A 23,166-nucleotide genomic window follows, 5' to 3' on the forward strand; every position below is an offset into this window, starting at 1 on the left:
AACAGCCGAACGGCCCTTTCAGACCCTCGACATTGGGCAGCAGCGCGTCTTCGCCCACCTCGACGCCGTCCATCACGATTTCCCCCGTCACAGACGCGCGCAACGACTGCTTGCCCGCGATCTTCGGCGCGGACAGCCCTTTCATGCTCTTTTCCAGCACGAAGCCACGGATCTTGCCACCATGCGCTTCGGACTTGGCCCAGACCACGAAGACATCGGCGATCGGGCTGTTGGAAATCCACATCTTCGAGCCGCTGATGCGATAGCCAGTGTCGGTCTTCTCGGCGCGCGTCTTCATGCCCGCGGGGTCGGACCCGGCATCGGGCTCGGTCAGGCCGAAACAGCCGATCAGCTCACCCGAACAGAGACCGGGCAGGTATTTCTTGCGCTGCTCCTCGGACCCGTAGGCATAGATCGGGTAGATCACCAGCGACGACTGCACCGACATCATCGAGCGATAGCCGGAATCCACCCGCTCGATCTCGCGCGCGATCAGGCCGTAGGTGACATAATTGGCGCCAAGCCCGCCATATTCCTCTGGCAGGGTCGCGCCCAGAAGCCCTGCCTGCCCCATCAACGGGAACAGCTCCGGCGCGACGGTTTCCTCGGCATAGGCGCGGGTCACGCGCGGCTGCAATTCGTTCTGCGCGAATTCCCGCGCGGCGTCGCGCAGCATGCGTTCATCTTCGCTCAGCTGGCCCTCCAGCATCAGCGCATCGTCCCACTGGAAGCTCGACAGGTCGGGGCGGTCTTTGGCCTTCAGGCTCATCTGGTATCTCCTCAGTCTTTCAGGGCGGCCACGGCGCGGGCGATCCGGCTCAGGCCTTCGGTCAGGTCATCGGTGGAATAGGCGTAGGACAGGCGGAAATGGCCCGGCAGGCCGAAGGCGCGACCGGGCACGAGGGCCACGGCCACTTCGGACAGGATGTAGTCACAGACATCCGCATCGGTCTCCAGCACCTCGCCCGTGGGACGGAGCTTGCCGATCAGCCCGGCGCAGGACGGGAAGACATAGAAGGCACCACCCGGTTCCGGACAGTCGATGCCGGGGATCGCGTTGAGCCGTTCAACCACCATATCCCGCCGCGCGCGGAAGGCCGCGCAACGCTCCGCCAGCAGGTCCTGCGGGCCGATCAAAGCGGCCAGCGCTGCCGCCTGCGAAATCGAGGACGCGCCGGAGGTCGATGTGCCCTGCACCGCCACCATCGCCTTGATCAGCGGCACCGGACCGATTCCCCAGCCAAGCCGCCAGCCGGTCATGGCATAGGCTTTGGACGCCCCGTTCACCACCAGCGTGCGCGCGGCAAGGTCCGGCGCCGCATTGCGGAAGGAGGTGAAGGGTTCAAAGGAGATATGTTCGTAGATCTCGTCGGCCATTACCCAGACATGCGGATTGTCACGCAGTACCTCGGCCAGTGCCTCAAGGTCCTCTTTCGCATATAGCGCCCCCGACGGGTTGCCGGGGTTGTTCAGCAACAGCCAGCGGGTTTTCGGCGTGATCGCGGCGGCGAGCGCCTCTGCGGTGAGGCGAAAGCCTGTCTCCGCCCCGCAACGCGGCGCCACAAGCTGCGCCTCGCAGACGGTCAGGATATCGGCATAGCTGGTCCAGTAGGGTGCGGGCAGGATGACCTCGTCGCCCGGATCGAGCGTGGCGAGAAACGCATTGGCAATGACCTGCTTGGCACCCGTGGAGACGAGCACCTGCCCCGGATCGGCGGCAAACCCGGCACTCTCGGCAATAGCGGCGCGCAACGCGGGCGTACCTTGCGTCGGCGGATAGGTTGTCTCGCCATTCAGCGCCGCCCGATGTGCGGCCTCGATCACGTGGGGCGGCGTCGGAAAATCCGGCTCGCCGGTGCCGAAGGTCAGCACATCACGCCCCTCGGCGCGCAGCGCCCGCGCAGCCTCGGAAATGCGGACGATCTCGGACAGGGCGAGGTTGCTGGCGCGGCGGGAACGGCGGAAATCAGTCATCACAGGGAACCTTTTTGACGATCATGCATGGGGTATCGCAGGCAGATCACACAATCCATCGACAATCCGGCAGTCAGTCATTACAAAACGGAATGACTTACCCGCGCCGCTTCCTACCCCCGCTGCCCTGGCTTTCGGCGTTTGAGGCCGTGGCGCGGCTTGGCTCGGTCACAGAAGCGGCGACAGAGCTTGACCTGACGCAAGGGGCCGTCAGCCGGCAGGTGCAGAAGCTGGAGGATCGGCTTGGGCAACGCCTTTTCACCCGCGACCGCCAACGGCTGACCCTGACCCCGGCAGGTGCGACCTACGCCAAGGAACTGCGGGGCGCGCTCGCCACCATCGCCAGCGCGACCCTCTCGCTCAGCTCGAATCCGCATGGCGGTTTGCTCAACCTCGCGATCCTGCCCGCCTTCGGCACCTATTGGCTCGCCCCCCGCCTGCCCCGCTTCATGGCCGCCCATCCCGGCGTGACGGTAAACCTCGCCACCCGCACCCACCCGTTCGACTTCGCGCGCGAAGACTTCCACGCCGCCATCCATTTCGGCCAGCGCGACTGGCCCGGCGCGGGGTTTCTGAAATTGATGGAGGAGGAAAACGTGGCCGTGGCCGCGCCCGCGCTGCTGGCGGGCCGCAAGGTAGAGGCCCCGTCGGATGTCGCCGCCCTGCCCCGGCTGCAAATCGAAAGCCGCAAGGGCGCGTGGCGGCGCTGGTTCATGGCGCATGGGTTGGGCGCGGAAGACCGGATCGCGGTGCAGTTCGACCAGTTCGCAACGATGATCGAGGCCGCCAAACAGGGATTGGGCGCGGCGCTTGTGCCCCGCTTTCTGGTCGAGGCGGACCTGTCCAGCGGCGTGCTTCAGGCGCTGCCCCAGTCCGAGGCCGGTCGATTTGGCGCCTACTACCTGGTCTGGCCAGAGGCCGGGGCCAACTACCCGCCGCTGGTGGCCCTGCGCGACTGGCTGGCCGATGAGATCGCAAACCGTTGAGGCAGGGCGCGGGGAAGATCCTTCGAAGGATCTTTTCACGGCTGTTCGAACAGCCGTCCCCCGCCCGGAACCCGCGTTTGGTCTGTACGGGGGGTGTACAGGGGGTGCACGCATGGCACCCCCCCTGTTTTCAGCCGGTTTTCCGAGCGGTCAGCACATAGCACAGCGGCAGTTGCGCGGGGCGGTTCTCATACCGCTCATAGGCCACCTCCCGGTTGCAATGCGGATGCTCCTCCAACCGTTCGATCCGCAGCCCGGCCCCGGCGATGGCGCTGATGACCTCGCCCAACCGATGCGCGAACCAGTAGCTGACCGGCGCCTCATCCTCTGGCGTGCTGCCGTCATAGGTGATGCTTTCCGCCGCCACGCCGGGGCCGTCGGGGAAATAACTGATCGCGGGCGTGAACGGGTCCGGCGCGCCGGGATCGAACATCTCCAGAAACGGGTGGGTTTCGTAGATCACCAGCGCCCCGCCCGGCGCGATCAACCCTGCCGCCGCCTTGAAAAACCGGAGCAAATCCGGCATCCAGTTCAGCACCCCAATGGTGATGAGCGCGCGGTCAAACGGCCCTACCCCATCGGGCAGGTTATGGATATCCGCGCAGAGGAACTCCGCCTCACGCCCCGACAGTGCCGCCAGCTCCCGCGCCTGATCCAGAAAGGCCTGCGACTGGTCGATCCCCAGCACCCGGCCCGCGCCTAGCGCCTTCAGCGACAGGCATTCGCGGCCATTGTTGCAGCCGATCTGCACACAGGATTTTCCTTCCACACCAATCGCTTGCAAGGTCTCCGTCGCGGTCGCGTCAAAGCAGGAAAAGCCGGGATCGGCAAAGCCCGCCACAAGCCGCTGCCACTCCGCATTGCCCCGGTGATGTTGCGCAGAATGATCCCAGGCCGCGCGGTTCGCGGCAATGGCCTCCGCGTCGCTCATGACCGCGCCGGCAGCAGATGCTCCCGCACGATCCGCGCCAGATCGGATCGCGTCACGTCCTTGCCCATGGAGCCCTGCGCCGCGTCCACTTCGTCAGATTTCAGCACCGTGCCCCGGCGGCTCTCCAACAGCGCCTGCGTATAGGGTTTGCCGAATTCCGGATGGCCCTGCACGGTCAACGCGAAACCGGGATACCACAGCGCCGCGTGTTCGCAGAAATCGCTGCTGGCAATCGTTTCGGCCCCGTCGGGCGGGCGGAAGACCTGATCCTGATGATAGGCCTGAATGGCAATCTTTGCAGGGGCTTGTCCAAGCGCCTCGGGCCAATTACGGGGCTGGTAGTCATGCACACCAAGGCCCCACCCCTTGTCGGATTTCCCCACATCCCCGCCAAGCGCCTGCGCGATCACCTGATGGCCGAAACATATGCCCACCATCGGCACGCCCGCATCGCGGCAGGCCCGCACGAACCCCTCCAGCGGGGCGATCCACGGATGCCCTTCGTAGACCCCGAAACGCGAGCCGGTGATGACCCATAGGTCAGCGGCGTGCGGGTTTTTGGGAATCTCACCGTCCAACGCGGCGAAGCTGATGAACTTCGCCTCCGGCACATCCAGCCAGTCCTGAACCATCTTCGGATAGTTTCCATGCAGCGGGGCCAGATCCTCCGGCGGGCGGCCGGTTTCCAGAATGCCGATCACGGGTGTCTTGGTCATCTCTTATCCCCGGTCCTGAAGGCCGTAAAACGTATAGGCGAAGGGCAGCACGGCGCGCCGCCAGCGGCCCAGTTCAAACCGTCTTGGCGCGGAACGCAAGGGGGCGGGTGTGGCCGGACCCTCGCCGATGATCTGTGCGGCCAGAAGCCGCCCGGCATAGCTGCCCATGGCGACGCCGTTGCCGTGGTAGCACATGGCCGTCCAGGCGTTGTCCATCCCCTCGACTGGCCCCGCATAGGGCACCAGATCGCGCGCCAGCGCCAGCAGGCCCGACCAGAAATGCGGGGTCTCCACATGCCTCCATTCGGGGAAGATCCGCTCGAAATCGGCGCGCGCGATAGCGCGGGTCTGGGCATGGGCGCGGGGCGTCGTCTTCATCGCGCCACGCAGGCCGAAGAGCATCCGGCGGTCAGGCATCAGTCTGAAATAATGCAGCAGGTGGCGGGTGTCGTAGCACATCTGGTGACTGGTCCAGCCCTGCGCGGTCAATTCCTCTTCGCTTAGCGGGCGGGTGACCAGAACGTTCGACTGTACCGGCAGATAGCGCCCCGCCAGCCAGCCGGGCAAATCGTCGGCGCTGTAGCCGTTGGTGGCCACGATCAGTGTTTTCGCCTTAACGCTGCCCCCAGGCGTGGTCAGCACGTGCCGCCCGTTTTCCGACCCGATGCGGGTCACAGGTGAGCCGCCGAAAATCCGCCCCCCGGCTTGGGTCACAGCGCCCGCCAACCCAAGCACGTATTTCATCGGGTTGAGTGCGAAGCCGATGGGGGTGGTCAGCGCGCCGTGAAACTCGGGACTGGCAAAGCCCCGCTCGGCCAAGGTCTCTTGCGTGATCAGCTCGCATTCCACTTGCTGCAAGCGGCGCATTTCTACCGACAGATCGCGCAGCACCGCGATATCCTTGGGCCGGAAGGCCAGCAGGGTTTCGCCGTCGGAATGGGTATCGGCCTCGATCTCGTGCCGGTCGAGCAGTGCCGCGACATGATCCACCGCCGCGCGTTCGGCGTGGTAATAGGCCTGCGTGTCCGCCTCGCCGAACCGTTTCAGCAATTGGGACGGCCCCGCCTTCGCCCCACCCAGACAGCAGAAGCCGCCGTTGCGCCCCGAGGCACCCCAGCCCGGTTGCTCGGCCTCCAGCACCACCACGTTACATCCCGCTGCGGCCAGCGCCAGCGCGGCGTTCAGGCCGGTGAAACCCGCGCCGATGATGGCAATGTCCACCTCATGCGCACCCTCAACGGGGGAATGCTCCGGCACGGCCTCGACCGTGGTGGGCCAGAAGCTGTGGGCGATTGGCTCTGGCCCGTAGGCCATCGGTTCATAGAGGCGGCGCATGAGGTCAGAGGCGGCTGAGATAGTAGCGGTATTCCACGGGCGTGATCAGGCTGGTCAGGGTCTGCACCTCGTCATTTTTCACGGCGGTGTAGATGAAGCGGTATTCCTCCCCGAAGATCTCCGCCGCGTGGTCTGACTCCGCGAACCGTTCCACCGCGTCGAACCAGTCATGGCCCAGGGGATCGGCGGGCTCTGCCCCCGGTTCATCCAGAGACGGCGGCAGTTCTGGGTCGGTGTCGATGCCGTGCAGGATGCCCCCCAGGATCGCGGTCAGCACCAGATAGGGGTTCACATCGGCCCCGGCGATCCGATGTTCCAGCCGCGCACCCTTGCCGCCAATCTCTGGCAGGCGCACCCCGGCGGACCTGTTGTCGAGCCCCCAGTCGGGGCCGGAGGGCGCGAAGCTCATCCTCTGGAACCGGCGATAGGAATTCATATGCGGTGCGAAGATCACCTGAAGATCGGCCATGGTGTCCAGCACGCCCGCCACCGCCTGTTTGAGAACCGGCGACGGGCCGCTCTGTCCGGGTTCGGGGGTGAAGATATTGTTGCCCTCATCGTCGAGAACCGAGCAATGCACATGCATTCCGTTGCCGGGCGCGTCGGCGTAGGGCTTGGCCATGAAGGTGGCTTCCATCCCGTGCCGCGCCACGATCCCGCGCACCAGTCGGCGGAAGAAGATCGCGGTCTCGGCGGCGCGCAGCACGTCGTCGGTATGATGGAAATTCACCTCGAACTGGCCGGGGCCGTATTCGGCAATCAGCGTGTCGGTCTCCAGACCTTGCGTTTCGCAGGCATTGAGAATCTCGGTCAGGATCGCCTCTTGCCGCGAGACGACCTCCAGATCATAGTTCTGGGCCATGGGGGTGCGCGCAGGCGGTATGGGCGCGTCGTCGCCACGTTCGCGCGGGCGCAGGATGTAGAACTCCAGCTCGGTCGCGACAACCGGATGCCAGCCGCGCTCCTTGAAGCGCGCCAGCATGTTCTTGAGCAACTCGCGCGGAGAAATTGGGCTTGCGTCGCCCTCTGGCGTCAACATTTCCACCTGAAGCTGCGCCACGTTGCCGGGCATCCACGGCACCGGGCACAATGTGCCGGGCACGGGCACCAAAACCCCGTCAGGGTCACCCACGACGATGCCAAGCCCGGTTGCCTCCACCTCGTTGCCCATGATCGCGGGCGCGTAGGTGGAATAGGGCAGCCGAACGGTGCCCGCCTCCAGCTTGCCGATGGCATCGCCCGGCAGCCATTTGCCGCGCAACACCGCGTTGATATCGCACAGCATCAACTCGATGCGCTCGGGCCGCCCGTGCGCTGCGCAATAGGCCTCGTATTCCTGGTTCATTGCTGTGCCTGTTCCGCCATTTGTTCGTCGCGCTGCTGCTGCACGATCCGGCGTTTGCTGACCAGCGAGGCAGAGATCACCCCGATGGTCACGATGAGGATGAGGATCGTCGACAGCGCGTTGATTTCCGGGCTGACGCCAAGGCGCACCGACGAGAAGATCTTGATCGGCAGCGTGGTGGCCGACGGCCCGGCGGTGAAGGACGCGATCACCAGATCGTCCAGCGACAGGGTGAAGGCCAGGAGCCAACCGGCGATCACGGCAGGGGCAATCAGCGGCAGGGTCACGGATCTGAACGCATCGAAGGGCGTGCAGCCGAGGTCAAGCGCCGCTTCCTCCACCGACCGGTCAAAGCTGACCAGACGCGAGGACACCACCACCGACACGTAGCACATCGAAAAGGTCGTATGCGCGAGGATGATGGTGAAGATGCCACGATCCAGACCGATCGAGATGAACAGCAGCAGCAGCGACAGGCCGGTGATCACCTCGGGCATCACCAGCGGCGCATAGATCATGCCCGAAAACAGTGTCCGCCCCATGAACTTGCCGCCGCGCACCAGCACATAGGCCGCCATGGTGCCCAGGATCGTCGCGATGGTAGAGGACACGAAGGCCACCCGCAGCGTCACCCAGGCCGCGTCAAGGAACGCCTGATCGCGGAACAGCTCGCCATACCAATGGGTCGAGAACCCCGCCCAGACCGTCACCAGTCGACTTTCGTTGAAGCTGTAGATCACGAGGATGATCATCGGGATGTAGAGGAAGGCAAAGCCCGCCGTCAGCGCGGTGGCGTTGAACCAGGAAAACCGTCTCATGCGTCGGCCTCCTGATTCTTTTCCTGGTTCTTCTGGAACAGGATGATCGGGATCACGAGGATCAGCAGCAGGATGATGGCAACCGCAGAGGCCACCGGCCAATCCCGGTTCGAGAAGAATTCCTCCCACAGCACCTTGCCGATCATCAGTGTCGAGGACCCGCCCAGAAGCGAGGGGATCACGAATTCACCCAAAGCCGGGATGAACACAAGGAAACTGCCCGCGATGATGCCCGACCGCGACAGCGGCAGGGTGATGATCCAGAAGGCCGACAGGCGTGAACAGCCCAGATCCTCGGCTGCTTCCAGCAGGCTGTCATCCATGCGTTCCAGCGTCGCGTAGATGGGCAGGATCATGAACGGCAGGTAGGTGTAGACGATGCCGATATAGACCGCTGTCGGCGTGTTCATGATCTGAAGCGGGTCGGAAATGATGCCGGTCCACAGCAGCAGCTGGTTCAGATAGCCCTCGTTCGACAGAATGCCGATCCAGGCGTAGACACGGATTAGAAAGCTGGTCCAGAACGGCAGGATCACCAGCATCATCAGCATCGGGCGCCACTCCGGCGCAGCTTTCGCCATGCCATAGGCAATCGGATAGCCCACCAGAAGTGTCAGGAAGGTCGAAATCACGGCGATCTTCAGCGACGACAGGTAGGCCCGCCAATAGAGATCGTCCTCGGTCAGGAAGACATAGTTTTCCCAGTCCAGCGCGGCAAAAAAGCTGCGGATGCCCTGCCAGCCTTCGGACAGGTCCAGCGTCGGCGTATAGGGTGGGATCGACACCGCGTAATCCGACAGCGAGATCTTGAAGATGATCCCAAAGGGCACGAGAAACAGCAGCAGAAGCCAGAGATACGGGATTCCGATCAGGGTGCGGCGGGCAAGGTTCATGATGCCCCCTACCCGGCCAGCACAAGACCGGCGGTATCCGTCCAGGACAGCCAGACCTCGTCTTCCCAGGTGAAACTGCGCCGCGACAGGCGGCGGTTGTTGGCCGCCTGCGCCTTCATCATCGTGCCATCGGGCAGCGCGACATGGTAGGTGGAGATATTGCCCAGATAGGCGATGTCATGGATGCGGCCCTGCACGACATTGTTCATGCCCTCGGGCCGCTCGGCGCTGATCGCCACTTTCTCGGGCCGGATCACGAAGGTGGCGTTGCCCGCCGACAGCCCCTCGCCCGCCGTGCCGATGATCTCGGGCTGGCCTTCCGCCCAGGACAGGGCGGCAAGGCCCTCGTCCTTCAGCGTCGCATTGCCGGTGATCAGGTTCACATCGCCGATGAAGTCGGCCACATAGACCGAATTGGGGGTCTCGTAGATGCGGGCGGGCGTGTCGACCTGGATGACCTTGCCATTGTCCATCACCGCCACGCGGCTGGCCACGGTCATCGCCTCTTCCTGGTCATGGGTCACGATCACGAAGGTCGTGCCGGTCTTTTCCTGGATATCCATCAGCTCAAACTGGGTCTGCTGGCGCAGCTTCGCGTCGAGCGCGCCGAGCGGTTCGTCGAGCAGCAAGAGTTTCGGGGCCTTGGCCAGCGACCGGGCCAGCGCCACACGCTGCCGCTGCCCGCCGGAAATCTGGTGCGGCTTGCGCTTGGCGAATTTCTCCAGCCGCGTCAGGCGCAGCATTTCCTTCACCCGTTCCGGGATGTCTTCCTTCGCCATCTTCGAGCGTTTCAATCCGAAGGCGATATTGTCCCAGACCGTCAGATGCGGGAACAGCGCATAGGACTGGAACATCATGTTCACTTCGCGCCGGTTGGGCGGAATGCCCTTCATGTCCTGCCCGCCGATGGTGATCGTACCCTCTGTGGGCGTCTCGAACCCCGCCAGCATCCGCATCAGGGTGGTCTTGCCGCAGCCCGACGGCCCGAGCAGCGCGTAGAATTCCTTGCGGTAGATCTTGAGGTCGATGTTGTCGATCGCGGTGAAATCGCCGAAGCGCTTGGTGACCCCGTCAAAGCGGATCAGCGGTGTTTCATTCGGGTCCAGCCACGGGGCGAACTCGGCAGGTTTGGCGGCGGGTTTCATGATGGCTCCTTGGCCCGTGCGGGGCATCACGCCCGGTGCACTGACCGGGCGCGACGATTGTCTGGTTCAACGCGGGTCTCAGGTGCCCGATTTGATCCGGGTCCACATGCGGGTCACCAGACGCTGCACACGCGCGTCATAGGGCCGGGTCGTATAGGTTGCGGCCATGGTCACTTCATCCGGGTACACGGCCGTATCGTCGATCACCTCGGTTACCAGAAATTCCTGGCTTGCAAGGTTGCCGTTCGCAAAGAACACGTAGTTCGAGGCCGCGGCCATGTTTTCGGCGTCCATGATGAAGTTGAGGAAGGCATGGGCGCCCGCCGGGTTAGGCGCATCGACCGGGATCGCCATCATGTCGAACCACATCTGCGCACCTTCGACCGGGGCATGATACTCGATCACGACCCCATTACCCGCCTCCTCTGCGCGCGCCCGCGCCTGCAATACATCGCCGGACCAGCCGATCGCGACGCAGATGTCACCATTGGCGAGCGCATTGATGTATTCGGAACTGTGGAAGTTCTGCACATAGGGGCGCACGGCGGTCAGCACTGGCTCTGCCAGCGCGATGACATCGGGGTCGTGGCTGTCGGGATCTTCACCGATATAGGTCAGGGCGGCGGGGATCATTTCGGTCGGTGCATCAAGGAAATACACGCCGCACTCCGCCAGACGTTCCATGTTCTCGGGGTTGAAGACCAGTTCCAGAGAGTTGACCGGAGCATCTTCGCCGAGGATTTCGCGCACCCGGCCCACATTCACGCCGAGCCCGGTGGTCCCCCACATATAGTTGATCGCGTGCTCATTCCCCGGATCGTACTGCGCGGTCCGGTCCATGATCACGTCCCACATGTTCACGGCATTGGGCAGCAGGTCATAATCGAGCGGCTGGAATGCCCCCGCCTGGATCTGTCGCTGCAGGAAGGTGCCGGTCGGCACCACCACATCATAGCCCGAGCCGCCCGCCAGCATCCGGGTTTCCAGAAGCTCGTTCGAGTCGAATACGTCATAGACGAGCTCATAGCCGGTCTCTTCCTCGAACTGCGCCAGAAGTGCCTCGTCGATATAGTCGGACCAGTTGTAGACCCGCACTTCTTCTGCCGCCGCCGAGAGCGCGATCATCGACCCCGCAGCCGCCAGCATGAGTACCCTGTTAGACATCCGAAATTCTCCCGTTGGATTGAGTGATTTCTTTTTTATTTGATCAAAAACCCGATTCGGCGCAAGAATTTTATGAGAATCACTCCCCAAACCCGCCAGATCGGGTAACCATGACCAGGATTTCATCATGAAAGGCCCGCGCTGTGACTGCAAGTGATCCGAAACTGCCTGAACATGAGGCGATCTACAAAAAGATCCGCAACATGATTCTGTTCGGCGAGGTTCTGCCGGGTCAGGGGGTCACGATTCTGGGGCTCAAGGATGCGGTCGGGGCGGGCGTCACCCCTGTGCGCGAGGCGATCCGCAGGCTCACGGCGGAAGGCGCGCTGGAGGCGCTTGGCAACCGGCGGGTCTGCGTGCCAGAGTTGTCCCCTCAGCGGATCGACGAAATCTACTACGCCCGCTTTGCGCTGGAGCCCAAGATGGCGCAACTGGCCGCGGAGAAGATCACGCAAGAGGGCATCACCCTGCTCGAAACCCTTGATGCAAAGGTGGATCAGGCCATCGAAACCGGCAATATCGAGGCTTATCTGGAAAGTAATTTCCGCTTTCACTTCGCGCTTTACGACATGGCGGGCACCCCCGTCCTGCGCAAGATCGTCACCTCGCTCTGGCTGCAATTCGGCCCCTCGCTGCGCGTGGTCAGCGGCCGGTTCGGCACCTCGAACCTGCCCGACATGCATTCCGAAACCATCGAGGCCCTGCGCCGCGGCGACCCGGCCGCCGCCGCCCGCGCCATCGAACAGGACATCCAGCAGGGGCTCGATCTGATGACCCAGGCCCTGGGCAGCTGAGCCCGAAAACTGCCCGGCACCCCCCGTGCACCGGGCGTACACCCCCCGTGCACCCCCTGTGCAGACAGGACCCTGCAACAAGGCCCCAATCCTTAACAGATCCTTTTCATCTTGGCCCAAATACCTCGGGGGGGTCGCCATTGGATGCGCCATTGGTTCAAGCCCAATGGCGACGGGGCAGCGCCCCCCGGCGGATCGACGTGCCGAAGGCACGGCGAAACCACCCGACAGCCCGATTGACAGACTCAAAGATTTGATCATATTCTCCCAACAGGCGACCGAACGGCCCCCGCGAACGCGCGGACACCCGGACCGGGCCTTCACCGACCACCACCGCGGCAGGACAACATGAGAACGCCCCGCAAAGCGAAATCCGAGGCGGATTGGCTGGCCAATCTGCCCGAAGCCTTCCTCGACTACCTCGACGGGCGCCGACTGGAAGAGGTCGAATGCATCATCCCCGATCTTGCCGGCACCTCGCGCGGCAAGGCGATGCCGTCCTACAAGTTCCGCCCGGATGAAACCTTCTTCCTGCCCATCTCGCTCTTCTACCAGACCATTTCCGGCGAATATGTGGATATGGAGATCGAGAACCAGTGGCTGGAACGCGACGTGGTGCTGACGCCCGACATGTCCACCGCCACCGCCGTGCCCTGGGCCGATGATCCGACGCTTCAGATCATCTGCGATCTGGGCACCCGCGAGGGCGACCCGCTGGCCATCGCCCCGCGTAACGTGCTGCGCCGGGTTCTGGATCTTTACAAGGCGCAGGGCTGGAAGCCCGTGGTCGCGCCGGAACTCGAATTCTACCTGACCAAGCCCAACACCGACCCGAACGAGGAAATCGAACCGCCGCTTGGACGCACCGGCCGCAAGGGCGCCAGCCGTCAGGTCTATTCCATGGCCGCCGTCGACGAATACGGGCCGGTTATCGACACGATCTACGATTATGCTGAGGATCAGGGGTTCCGCATCGACACGGTGATCCAGGAAGGCGGTGCCGGGCAGATCGAAATCAACCTTCTGCATGGCGATCCGTTGTGGCTGGCCGACCAGGTGTTCTATTTCAAGCGCTCGATCCGCGAGGCGGCGTTGAAGAACGGCATTTTTGCCACCTTCATGGCCAAGCCGATCCGCGACGAGCCGGGCAGCGCCATGCATCTGCATCAAAGCGTGGTCGATATCAAAACCGGCAAGAACATCTTTTCGAACAAGGATGGCAGCCCGTCCGATATCTTCCGCCACTTTATCGGCGGGTCGCAGAAATACCTGATGGAGCTGGTGCCATTGCTGGCCCCCTACGTGAATTCCTATCGCCGGATCACGGTGGAAGGCCAAAGCGCGCCGTCCAATCTGGAATGGGCCAGCGACAACCGCACCACGGGCCTGCGCATTCCTCATGGCGGGCCCCAGGCCCGGCGGGTGGAAAACCGGGTGATCGGGATGGATTGCAACCCCTATCTGGCCATCGCCGCCTCGCTGGCGGCGGGCTATCTGGGAATGATGAAAAAGCTGCCCCCCCGCCCCGCCGTCGAGGTCGAGGTCTGGGAAACCGACGATGCTCTGCCCGCCAGCCTCGGCGAGGCGCTGGACATCTTCGAGGAGGCCGAGGAAATCCGCGCCGTGTTGGGCGAGGAGTTCTGCCAGCTCTATGGCGATATCAAGCGCGCCGAGAACGAGGAATATCAACGCGAGATTTCACCGTGGGAACGCCAGCACCTGCTGCTGAACGTCTGACGGCCTGATGGGAGAGAGAAGACAATGAACATGATCAGCAACCATATGCCGACGGCAGAATTGCAGGCGCTCGACGCGGCCCACCACGTGCATCCGTTCTCGGCCAATACCGCGCTCGGGCAGGAAGGCAGCCGGGTCATCACCCGCGCCACCGGGGTCACGCTGACCGACAGCGACGGCCATGAAATCCTCGACGGGATGGCGGGGCTGTGGTGCGTGAATATCGGCTATGGCCGCGACGAGCTGGCCGAGGTGGCGGCCCGCCAGATGCGCGAACTGCCCTTCTACAACACCTTCTTCAAGACCACCCATGTGCCGGTGATCGCGCTGTCGAAAAAGCTGGCGGAGCTGGCGCCGGGCGATCTGAACCACACCTTCTTTGCCGCCGGCGGGTCCGAGGCCAATGACACCAATATCCGCCTCGTGCGGACCTATTGGCAGTTCAAGGGCAAGCCGGAAAAGAACGTCATCATCAGCCGCAAGAACGCCTATCACGGATCGACCGTGGGCGCGGCCTCGCTTGGCGGCATGGCGGCGATGCATGCGCAGGGCGGCATCCCGATTCCGAATATCCATCATATCGGCCAGCCCAACTGGTGGGCCGAGGGCGGCGACATGACCCCGGAAGAGTTCGGCCTGAAGCGCGCGCGCGAACTGGAAGAGGCCATTCTGGAACTGGGCGAAGACCGTGTCGCGGCCTTCATCGCCGAACCCGTGCAGGGCGCGGGCGGCGTGATCGTGGCGCCGGACAGCTATTGGCCCGAGGTGCAGCGCATCTGCGACAAGTATGACATCCTGCTAATTGCCGATGAGGTGATCTGCGGCTTCGGGCGCACCGGCAACTGGTTCGGATCGCAGACTGTGAACATTCGCCCCCATATCATGACCATCGCCAAGGGGCTGAGTTCCGGCTACGCGCCGATTGGCGGCTCGATCCTGTGCGACGAGGTGGCCGAGGTGATCGGCTCTGCCGATTTCAACCATGGCTACACCTATTCCGGCCACCCCGTGGCCGCCGCCGTGGCGCTGGAAAACCTGCGGATCATGGAAGAAGAAAACATCGTCGGCCATGTGCGCGACGTGGTGGGGCCCTACCTGAAGGCGAAATGGGAGAAGATGGTCGACCATCCGCTGATCGGTGAGGCGAAGATCGTCGGCATGATGGGCTCGGTCGCAATGACCCCCGACAAGGAAAAGCGCGCGGCCTTCAAGGCGCCCGCCGGCACCGTCGGGCTGATCGCGCGCGACCGCTGTTTCGCCAACAACCTAGTGATGCGCCATGTGGGGGATCGGATGATCATCTCTCCGCCGCTGGTGATGACCCCCGACCATATCGACACGCTGATCGCGCGGGCCACCAAGGCGCTGGACGAGACCTATGCCATCGTCAAGGAGCGGGGGCTGCTGGAAAGCGCCTGATCCCCATGGACCTGCTGACCGTCAATGACAGGCCGGGGGACTATCCCCCGTCCTTCTACGCCCATGCGGCCACCCCCCTGCCCCGGTTTCCGGCGGCGGAGGGCGAGATCACCTGCGACGTGGCCGTCGTGGGCGGCGGCTTCACCGGGCTCTCTGCCGCCTGGCATCTGGCAATGCGCGGCTATGACGTGGTGCTGTTGGAGGCCAGCCGCGTGGGGTCCGGTGCCTCCGGGCGCAATGGCGGGCAGGTTGGGCAAGGCCAGCGGCTGGAACAGGATGAGTTGGAGGCACTGGTCGGGCGAGAGCAGGCCCGCGCGCTGTGGGATATCGCCAACCAGTCGGTGGACCTCGTGCGAGAGATCGCAAGCCGCGACGAGGTACATGCCACGTTCCATCCCGGCGTAATCCATGCGGCACACCGGGCGCGGTATGTCCCGGACTATGCAGCCTATGCCGAGAAGCTGCAAACCGAGTATGGCTATGACCAAATCCGCGCGCTGGACCGGGAGGAGCTGCGGGGGCTGGTGAATTCCCCCGCCTATCACGGCGGCACGATCGACATGGGCGCGGGCCATATCGACCCGCTGGAACTGGCGCTTGGGCTGGCGCGGCTGGCCACCGGCGCGGGCGCGCGGATTTTCGAGATGTCGAAGGTGGACCGGCTGGAGCAGGGCGAGCCTGCCCGGCTGGTGACGGACAAGGCGCAGATCAGCGCGCGGCATGTGGTTTTGGGGTGCAACGGCTATCTCGGCGGGCTGGTTCCGCAAGTGGCAGCGCGGGTCATGCCGATCAACAATTACGTGGTGGCGACGGAACCGCTTGGCCCCGAGCGGCAGGAAGAGATCATTCGCGGTAACCACGCGGTGGCGGACAGCAAGTTCGTGGTGAACTATTTCCGCTTTTCCGACGATCACCGGCTGCTGTTCGGCGGCACCGAAAGCTATCGCTACCGCTTCCCCCGCGATATCGCGGGCGCGGTGCGCAAGCCGCTGGAGGAGATCTTTCCGCAACTCAAGGGCGTCGCGATCACCCATGGCTGGGGCGGGACGCTTGGCATCACCATGACCCGGATGCCGCATTTCGAGCGGGTCGCGGGCAATATCCTGAGCCTGTCGGGCTATTCCGGCCACGGGGTCGCAATGGCGACGCTGGCGGGCCAGATCGCGGCGGAGACCATCGCCGGACAGGCCGAGCGCTTTGACGTGATGGCCAGCGTCCCGACCCCGCGCTTTCCCGGCGGCGTGGCGATGCGCTGGCCGCTTCTGGTGCTGGCGATGCTGTGGTTTTCGCTCCGCGACAGGCTGTAGGCGGTTTCGCCGTGCCTTTGGCACGTCGACCCGTGGCGCGCCCCTTCGGGTCGCGCGGGAACACTCCTGCAAGCGCGTTCAGGGGGGCGCTGCCCCCGTCGCCTGACGGCGACTCCCCCGAGGTATTTGTCACCAAAATGAAAGCGAAAAAAGGTTGCCTGAACACGGGCTGCTTGGCATTGTCAATTGAAAGCCGTGCAGCCGAGGGAGGTTCCGGTCCGATGCTCAGCCATGTCAAACCCGCCGCCATGGCCCTTGTGGCCTTGCTTGGGCTGACCGCCTGCCAGCAACAGGCGCCGGATGCGGGGGCGGGCGCGATGTTCTACCGGGCCACCTGCGCAACCTGCCATGAGCCGGGCAGCCGCCCACAAGCGCCAGATCTGACCGGGCTGGCAGCGATGAACGGCGGGCGCTTTCCGATGGCCCGTGTGACCCGGATCATCGACGGACGTTCGGAGATGCGGGCCCATGGATCGCCCATGCCGGTCTGGGGCGCGATCCTGACAGGCCCGGAGGTTCGGGATCTGGCGGCCTATCTGGCCAGCATCCAGCAATAGGTCGGCGTGGTCGAGCGGAAGCTGCGGTTCGGGTCACGGTGAAAGATCATTGTATCGCGGCAATGTGGTTGCCACCGTCCATTTCATCATGCCCGACAGGAAGGAGGCAGGAGAATGATTGCCAGAGGGAAAACTATCCTACCCATGCTGATAAGTGTCATTGCGACCACCGGGTGCCAGAGCCCTGCGGAGGCCCCATCCGGCCCCGAGCAGGTGTATCGCGACGCCTGTATCATATGTCACGCCGGGCCTGACGCGTCTGCGCCCGATCTGACCACGCTGTCCGCCGTCAATGGCGGCAGCTTCCCGATGGAGGAGGTGGTCGCGATCATCGACGGGCGGCAGGATGTGCGGGCCCATGGCTCGCCCATGCCGGTCTGGGGGGCGCGCCATTCGACCGAGGATATCCGCGCCCTGGCCGATTACCTGGCCACCATCCAGCAATAAAGGAACCCCGGGGGCGGGACATCCCCCGGGGTCCCGGCGCGGAGAAGCGGGGGGACAGGCTGCTCGATCGCTCCGCGCCGTATGCGCGGGGCTTCAGTCGGCGGAGAGGCTCTCGGCCAGGCGCATCAGCTGCACCGCTTCGAACCGGTAGCCGAATTCATCCTCGCCGCGATTGGCATTGGCGAGCGCAATGGCATCCGCATAGGTCCAGTCACCGAGGAAGTCCGAGCCGCGCAGCAGCTGACCGAAGCCTGCAATGGCGGCGGCGAAGGCGGCCTCGGGGTCGGGGCTGTCGGTCATCTCGATCGGGAACTCGATCAGCTCACTTTCCTCTGCGCCCGGCTCTTTCCAGCGCAGCCGCAGGAAGCCCAACTCGTCGGAATGCGCATCCGCTTCGGCCTCTGGCGTATCGCTGGCATAGCGCAGCGGATCGGTCAGGCGGGCGGGGCTGCCGACGGGGGTGACCTCGTAGAGCGCCGTGACCGAGTGGCCTGCGCCAAGTTCACCCGCATCCACGTCGTCATTGTTGAAATCCTCGCGTGCCAGGGCGCGGGTTTCATAGCCGATGAGCCGGTATTCGGCGATCACGGCGGGGTTGAATTCCACCTGTATCTTGACGTCATCGGCAATGGGGAAGAGCGCGCCGGCCAGTTGATCGACCAGCACCCGGCGGGCCTCGCTCAGCGTGTCGATATAGGCGGCGGTGCCGTTGCCGTTCTGGGCCAGCGCCTGCATCGTGTCGTCCTGGAGGTTGCCGCGCCCGAAGCCGAGGACGGACAGGTAGGTGCCACTGTCGCGCTGGTCTTCGATGAAGTCGGTCAGCTCATCGGGGTTGGAGATGCCAACGTTGAAATCACCATCGGTGGCCAGAAGGACGCGGCTGACCTCACCCTCTTCGGACATCTCGGAGGCCAGTCGGTAGGCTTCGCGCAGCCCGCCCGCGCCATTGGTGGAGCCACCGGCCTGAAGACGGGTGAGCGCTGCTTCGATGGCATCGCGGTCGCTGGCCGGGGTCGGGTCGAGCGCGACGCCCGCAGAGCCCGCATAGGTCACGATGGCGACCTCGTCCTCGGGGTCCAGCCGGTCCAGCATCAGGCGGAAGGACTGGATCAGAAGCGGCAGTTTCGACGGGTCGTTCATGGAGCCGGAGGTGTCGATCAGGAACACCAGGTTGAGCGGCGGGCGGTTCTCGATGGCGGGCAGGTCGCCCTGCAAGCCGATGCGGACAAGGCGGGTATCGGGATTCCACGGGGTCTCGAACACGTTCACAGTGGGGCGGAACGGGCTGATATCGTCGGCATCCGGCGCCGCATAATCATAGGGGAAATAGTTGATCATCTCCTCGATGCGCACGGCGTCGGGGTTGGGCATCTGGCCACGGTTGAGCGACGAGCGCAGAAGCGACCAGGAGGCGGTGTCGACGTCGATCGAGAAGGTCGAGACCGGGTCATCGGCCACGACGCGCAGGGGGTTGTCATCCTCGTTTGCATATTCCTCGGTATCGGCCGGAGGCGGGGCAACGATATCGGGCGAGGCGATCAGGCCGCCGGGGGCGATCACGCCGCGCGAGTTCAGAACGGCGCTGTTGCCGTAGCCCTGCTGCTGGATGGCGCCGCCTGCTGAGTCAGCACTGGAATACAGGCTGAGCAGACCGTCCGTCGGGGCGGGGGACGGCGGGGCCATGGGTTCGGCCAGGATCACCGGTGCAATCTCGACCTGTTCCGTATCCCGCAGGACGACGGGTGTGTCCTCTTCCGAAGACTCGCTTACGGCGAGATCCCCGTCCTGGGCAACACTGGTGTCCTGCGCCTGTTCCCGGTCCACGCCGGTCACGATCTCCGGTTCGGAAATCACCGGGCCACTGTCAACGGGCGGGCGCAGCAGGTTTTGCCCCTGCGGGCTTAGGAACAGGAAGCCAACGGCGACGATGGCAGTGGTGGCGGTCAATCCGCCAAGGGCAGTACGGGAAATCAGCATGTCAAAAGCTCCTTTGAAAAAGCCCCCCGTTTGGGGACGATCAGAGCTTTGACGGGCCTCGGCCCGCGATCCTTGGGCCGTTTGGAAATTTTTTTTCGCCAGCGCCAGATTTTCGGCCCGGCGCGCGGGATCGGCGTCCGGGGTGGCCGCTGTCATGGCCGACTTCAGGTCGTCCAGATCAAATTCATCATTGCGGGGGGTCATGTCGACTCCTCCTCGTTTCGTATACGGGCGAGCGCCTTCTTGGCCTCGGATATGCGCCAGCTGACCGTGCCTTCGGAGACACCCAGGATCTCGGCCACCTCGGCATGGGTCAGGTCGTCGAGCACCAGCGCCAGCGTGTCGCGCAACGTGTCCGAGAGCTGCGCCATGGCGCGGTAAAGCCACGCGACCTGCTCGCTCTCCTCAGTGGCGGCCTTGCGGCGGTTGACCTCCCAATCGCCCCAGCCTTCGGCGGCGCGGGCATGGGCGGCGGCGCGGCGGCGGCGGTCGGTGGCGGCGTTCACCGCCACACGGTAAAGCCATGTCGTCACCTGCGCCTGCCCCCGATAGCTGGCCAGTTTGGCCGGAAGGGCCGCGCAGATATCCTGCGTCAGATCCTCGGCCTCGGCCCGCGATCCGGTCAGCCGGAAGGCCAGCGCGAAGAGCCGGTCATAGTGACGCGACAGAAGCGCCTCGAAGGCGTCTGCGTCGCCACCGGCGGCCGCCAGGGCCAGATCCTGATCCGTTACACTCATGCGCATGTCTTTCCTTGGACGCAGCCTAGACCGCGATCCTTGGGAAGAAAGTGAAATTTTCTTTGGGGCAGGCGCGCGCTTTTTCAGCGCTGCCTTTCGAGGCCCGAAAACCGCGATTTCAAGAAACCGAAATGAATGCCCTAATACGCTAATTTCATTGACGAAAACCGGATTCATCCGCATTCAGAGAAGGCATTACAGCTTTGTGCAGGAACGCAGCGCATGGGGATTTCCTATATCAAGCAGGGGGCCGCCCCCGATCTTCAGGACAACCGGGACCTGTCCGATCAGGTCGCCCTGATGCTGCGGGTGATCGAGACCGAGGGCGAAACGGCTGTCCGTCGCATGGCCGCGCAGTTCGACAAATGGGAAGGCGATATCCTACTGTCAGATGAGGACCGCGCAAGCGCCATTGCCCGCGTGCCGGACGCGGTCAAAGAGGACATACGTTACGCCCACGACAATATCCGCCGCTTTGCAGAGGCACAGCGCGCCTCGGTCACCGATTGCGAGATTGAACTGGCGCCGGGGCTGGTGGCTGGGCAACGGCTGATCCCGGTGTCGGCAGCGGGCTGTTATGTGCCGGGCGGGCGCTATGCGCATGTGGCCTCGGCGCTGATGACCATCACCACAGCCAAGGTGGCGGGCGTGCCGCATATTACCGCGACGTCACCGGCCAAGCCAGGCAGCGGCATCCCCGATGCCATCGTCTTCACCATGGACCTTGCGGGGGCCGATGCGATCCTTGCGCTTGGGGGCGTGCAGGCGGTCGCGGCCATGGCGCATGGGCATTTCGGTCTGCCGGGGGCGGATATTCTGGTGGGTCCGGGCAATCAATATGTGGCAGAGGCCAAGCGCCAGCTCTTCGGCCCGATTGGCATCGACATGGTGGCCGGGCCGACCGACAGCATGGTTGTCGCCGATGGCACCGCCAATCCCGAAACCGTGGCCTGGGATCTGGTTGGGCAGGCAGAACACGGCTATAACTCGCCGGTCTGGCTGGTGACCAATGACGCGGTTCTGGCACAGAGTGTTCTGGGTATGGTGCCCGGTCTGATCGAGACGCTGCCCGAGCCCAATGCGGAAAACGCAAGGCAGGCCTGGGCGCGCCATGGCGAGATCATCCTGTGCGACAGTTTCGAGGACATGGCGCGGGTGGCCGATGACTATGCGCCCGAGCATCTGCATGTGCAGGCCGAGGGGCTGGACTGGTGGCTGAACCGGCTGCGGGTCTATGGCTCGCTGTTTCTGGGGGCCGAAACCACCGTGGCTTTCGGCGACAAATGCGCCGGGCCGAACCACGTGCTGCCCACCTCGGGTGCGGCCCGCTATACGGGCGGGCTGTCCGTCCACAAGTTCCTGAAAACCGTGACCTGGCAGAGGGCCACCGCAGAGGGCGCGCGCCCCGTGGCCGAGGCAGCGGCGCGGATTTCGCGGCTGGAGGGCATGGAAGGCCATGCGCGCACGGCGGATATCCGGCTCAGGGGGTAGTGAACAAAGGTGGGCAAACTGCCCACCCTACGCGGCACTCAGATCCGGAAGAGCGGCTGCAACAGGCGTGGCAGGACGCTGTGGAAGCGCAGCGGCGCGTCGGTTGCGGCGAGGCAGATGCAGGGCAGTCCCTCACCCGCGACCGGAGTGTGTTCCAGATCCTCGTCCGCGACCTCCAGATCGCCCACGCCAAAGGCCCCGGTCTCATCGCTGAAACTGCCTTGAAGGACCAATGTCATCTCGATCCCGTTATGGCCATGGTCGGGCACCGCGCGGCCCGGCGGGATGTAAAGCAACCGCAGGCTGCCCTCCGGCCCGTCCATCAGGATCGACTGGCGCACCCCCATGCCAAGGCTTTTCCAGCGCGGTTCCCGGTTTTTCAGCGCCGCCATTACCGGACCGGGGTAGATGCCCTTGCGCTTAGCCACAGGCCGTTCGACGGGCGCGGGGGCGTCGAGCAGGGCCAGCACATCGGCCTTCAACGCGTCGGACAGATCAACCGCTCCGCCCTCTTCCAGCACTGCGCCACCAGCCGCCTCATGCGCCTGCATCCCGGCCCGACAGGTCGCGCACATGGACACATGCGTTGCTACCACGGTCTCGAAGACCGGCGGCAGAGTGCCAGCGGCATAAGCCGCGAGCATCGGCTCGGGGATGTGATGGGTAATGTCACTCATGGCTCTCGTAGCTCTTTCAACTCGTGTCGCAGCCGGTCCAGCCCTAGCCGGATGCGGGATTTGATGGTGCCGAGCGGCAGCCCGGTCTGGTCGCGGATTTCCTGATGCGTCAGATCCCCGAGATAAGCCTTCTCGATCATCGCGCGCTGTTCAGGTTTTAGGCGGCGCAGCGCCTGTTTCAACTTCCCTGCTTCCTGTTCCATCGCCAGCACCTGTCCGGCATCCGGTTCATGGTCGTCTTCATGTTTCAATTCCTCAGGCATCGCGCGGCCCGTGCGGCGGATCGTGTCGATCTGGCGGTTGCGGGTGATCTGGTAGATCCAGCCCGACACCTGCGCCCGTTCCGGGTCGAACTGCGCCGCCTTGTGCCAGACCGTCAGCATGACGTCCTGCACGATCTCTTCGGCCAGCGCCGCATCCATGCCGCCCCGCATGACGAAGCCCTTCAACCGGGGCGCGTAGAAGTCGAACAGCCGCGCAAAGGCCGCCTTGTCGCGCGCATCGCGCACGGCCAGCATCCACGCGGTCTGGTCTGTCATGTCCTGCCCGTCAGTCACGGCTTTCCTGTCCCTTTGCACGCACCGCGCCGAGCGCATTGTCTGCGCTTTGCCCGTGTCGCATGCCATGTCAGCCGTCATCAACATACGTTCTCTACGCAGGGGTGCAAATTCCGGATCATTTTTGATCCGATCTTTTTCTCTCTCCGTACTCCTTTC

22 protein-coding genes (1 of these 22 running past the window's edge) are annotated in these 23,166 nt (G+C 64.2%); 8 read left to right on the forward strand and 14 right to left on the reverse strand.

The annotated features are described in order from the left end of the window. Together ACOOEX_RS13830 and ACOOEX_RS13835 are read right to left on the reverse strand one after the other, a co-directional pair. On the reverse strand, positions 1–769 hold the 5' portion of the coding sequence (locus ACOOEX_RS13830; protein ID WP_420395371.1) for an acyl-CoA dehydrogenase. Its footprint begins 440 nt before the window's first position; only the first 769 of its 1,209 coding nucleotides appear in the window; its start codon is at positions 767–769; the stop codon falls past the left edge of the window. Between the two features lie 11 nt (positions 770–780). Next, positions 781–1,974: a pyridoxal phosphate-dependent aminotransferase gene (locus tag ACOOEX_RS13835; protein ID WP_420395372.1), complete on the reverse strand. Its 1,194-nt coding sequence runs from the start codon at positions 1,972–1,974 to the stop codon at positions 781–783. Positions 1,975–2,066: 92 nt separating this feature from the next. Between ACOOEX_RS13835 and ACOOEX_RS13840 the strand changes: the two genes are divergently transcribed. Continuing rightward, positions 2,067–2,960 (forward strand): LysR family transcriptional regulator, encoded by an 894-nt coding sequence (locus ACOOEX_RS13840; RefSeq protein ID WP_420395373.1) that lies wholly within the window; start codon positions 2,067–2,069, stop codon positions 2,958–2,960. 130 nt (positions 2,961–3,090) lie between these two features. Here the strand turns inward: ACOOEX_RS13840 and ACOOEX_RS13845 are convergent, their stop codons facing one another. The 8 genes from ACOOEX_RS13845 to ACOOEX_RS13880 form a co-directional block, all read right to left on the reverse strand. Then, positions 3,091–3,891, reverse strand: a complete 801-nt coding sequence (locus ACOOEX_RS13845) for a class I SAM-dependent methyltransferase (RefSeq protein ID WP_420395374.1) — start codon at positions 3,889–3,891, stop codon at positions 3,091–3,093. Continuing rightward, complete coding sequence (locus tag ACOOEX_RS13850) at positions 3,888–4,607, reverse strand: type 1 glutamine amidotransferase (protein ID WP_420395375.1); 720 nt, start codon at positions 4,605–4,607, stop codon at positions 3,888–3,890. The genes ACOOEX_RS13845 and ACOOEX_RS13850 overlap by 4 nt, the downstream gene beginning before the upstream one ends. A gap of 3 nt (positions 4,608–4,610) precedes the next feature. Next, positions 4,611–5,942 (reverse strand): NAD(P)/FAD-dependent oxidoreductase, encoded by a 1,332-nt coding sequence (locus tag ACOOEX_RS13855; RefSeq protein WP_420395376.1) that lies wholly within the window; start codon positions 5,940–5,942, stop codon positions 4,611–4,613. Between the two features lie 4 nt (positions 5,943–5,946). After that, positions 5,947–7,287 (reverse strand): glutamine synthetase family protein, encoded by a 1,341-nt coding sequence (locus tag ACOOEX_RS13860; protein ID WP_420395377.1) that lies wholly within the window; start codon positions 7,285–7,287, stop codon positions 5,947–5,949. Continuing rightward, the gene (locus ACOOEX_RS13865) at positions 7,284–8,105 is read right to left on the reverse strand and encodes an ABC transporter permease (protein ID WP_306047675.1); all 822 of its coding nucleotides are present in this window, start codon (positions 8,103–8,105) and stop codon (positions 7,284–7,286) included. The genes ACOOEX_RS13860 and ACOOEX_RS13865 overlap by 4 nt, the downstream gene beginning before the upstream one ends. Next, on the reverse strand, positions 8,102–8,998 hold the full coding sequence (locus tag ACOOEX_RS13870) for an ABC transporter permease subunit (RefSeq protein WP_416935485.1): 897 nt from the start codon (positions 8,996–8,998) through the stop codon (positions 8,102–8,104). Before ACOOEX_RS13870 ends, ACOOEX_RS13865 begins: the two co-directional genes overlap by 4 nt. Positions 8,999–9,006: 8 nt before the next feature. After that, positions 9,007–10,143, reverse strand: coding sequence for an ABC transporter ATP-binding protein (locus tag ACOOEX_RS13875; RefSeq protein WP_420395378.1), 1,137 nt, complete (start codon positions 10,141–10,143; stop codon positions 9,007–9,009). A gap of 78 nt (positions 10,144–10,221) precedes the next feature. Next, positions 10,222–11,307 (reverse strand): polyamine ABC transporter substrate-binding protein, encoded by a 1,086-nt coding sequence (locus tag ACOOEX_RS13880; RefSeq protein ID WP_420395379.1) that lies wholly within the window; start codon positions 11,305–11,307, stop codon positions 10,222–10,224. A 143-nt stretch (positions 11,308–11,450) separates the two neighbouring features. On the opposite strand from ACOOEX_RS13880, the gene ACOOEX_RS13885 reads away from it, so the two are divergent. From ACOOEX_RS13885 to ACOOEX_RS13910, 6 genes are all read left to right on the forward strand, one after another. Further along, on the forward strand, positions 11,451–12,101 hold the full coding sequence (locus ACOOEX_RS13885) for a GntR family transcriptional regulator (protein WP_420395380.1): 651 nt from the start codon (positions 11,451–11,453) through the stop codon (positions 12,099–12,101). Positions 12,102–12,449: 348 nt separating this feature from the next. Then, complete coding sequence (locus ACOOEX_RS13890) at positions 12,450–13,838, forward strand: glutamine synthetase family protein (RefSeq protein WP_420395381.1); 1,389 nt, start codon at positions 12,450–12,452, stop codon at positions 13,836–13,838. 24 nt (positions 13,839–13,862) lie between these two features. Continuing rightward, a complete protein-coding gene (locus ACOOEX_RS13895) occupies positions 13,863–15,257 on the forward strand; it encodes an aspartate aminotransferase family protein (RefSeq protein ID WP_420395382.1) in 1,395 nt (464 codons plus the stop codon). A gap of 5 nt (positions 15,258–15,262) precedes the next feature. Next, positions 15,263–16,564, forward strand: a complete 1,302-nt coding sequence (locus tag ACOOEX_RS13900) for an NAD(P)/FAD-dependent oxidoreductase (RefSeq protein ID WP_420395383.1) — start codon at positions 15,263–15,265, stop codon at positions 16,562–16,564. Between the two features lie 221 nt (positions 16,565–16,785). Then, positions 16,786–17,121 (forward strand): c-type cytochrome, encoded by a 336-nt coding sequence (locus tag ACOOEX_RS13905; RefSeq protein ID WP_420395384.1) that lies wholly within the window; start codon positions 16,786–16,788, stop codon positions 17,119–17,121. A gap of 144 nt (positions 17,122–17,265) precedes the next feature. Next, complete coding sequence (locus ACOOEX_RS13910) at positions 17,266–17,568, forward strand: c-type cytochrome (RefSeq protein ID WP_420395385.1); 303 nt, start codon at positions 17,266–17,268, stop codon at positions 17,566–17,568. 93 nt (positions 17,569–17,661) lie between these two features. On the opposite strand, the gene ACOOEX_RS13915 is transcribed toward ACOOEX_RS13910, so the two are convergent. Then, entirely contained in the window at positions 17,662–19,545 is a 1,884-nt protein-coding gene (locus ACOOEX_RS13915) for a vWA domain-containing protein (protein WP_420395386.1), read from the reverse strand. 200 nt (positions 19,546–19,745) lie between these two features. Further along, positions 19,746–20,282: an RNA polymerase sigma factor gene (locus ACOOEX_RS13920; RefSeq protein WP_420395387.1), complete on the reverse strand. Its 537-nt coding sequence runs from the start codon at positions 20,280–20,282 to the stop codon at positions 19,746–19,748. Positions 20,283–20,504: 222 nt separating this feature from the next. On the opposite strand from ACOOEX_RS13920, the gene hisD reads away from it, so the two are divergent. Beyond that, complete coding sequence (gene hisD, locus ACOOEX_RS13925) at positions 20,505–21,773, forward strand: histidinol dehydrogenase (RefSeq protein ID WP_420395388.1); 1,269 nt, start codon at positions 20,505–20,507, stop codon at positions 21,771–21,773. Between the two features lie 38 nt (positions 21,774–21,811). Here the strand turns inward: hisD and ACOOEX_RS13930 are convergent, their stop codons facing one another. Together ACOOEX_RS13930 and ACOOEX_RS13935 are read right to left on the reverse strand one after the other, a co-directional pair. Then, complete coding sequence (locus ACOOEX_RS13930; protein WP_420395389.1) at positions 21,812–22,450, reverse strand: ChrR family anti-sigma-E factor; 639 nt, start codon at positions 22,448–22,450, stop codon at positions 21,812–21,814. Beyond that, the gene (locus ACOOEX_RS13935) at positions 22,447–22,989 is read right to left on the reverse strand and encodes a sigma-70 family RNA polymerase sigma factor (protein WP_420395390.1); all 543 of its coding nucleotides are present in this window, start codon (positions 22,987–22,989) and stop codon (positions 22,447–22,449) included. The genes ACOOEX_RS13930 and ACOOEX_RS13935 overlap by 4 nt, the downstream gene beginning before the upstream one ends. Positions 22,990–23,166 lie beyond the last annotated feature (177 nt).

This window comes from Nioella sp. (assembly GCF_965215655.1).
GTDB lineage: Bacteria > Pseudomonadota > Alphaproteobacteria > Rhodobacterales > Rhodobacteraceae > Nioella.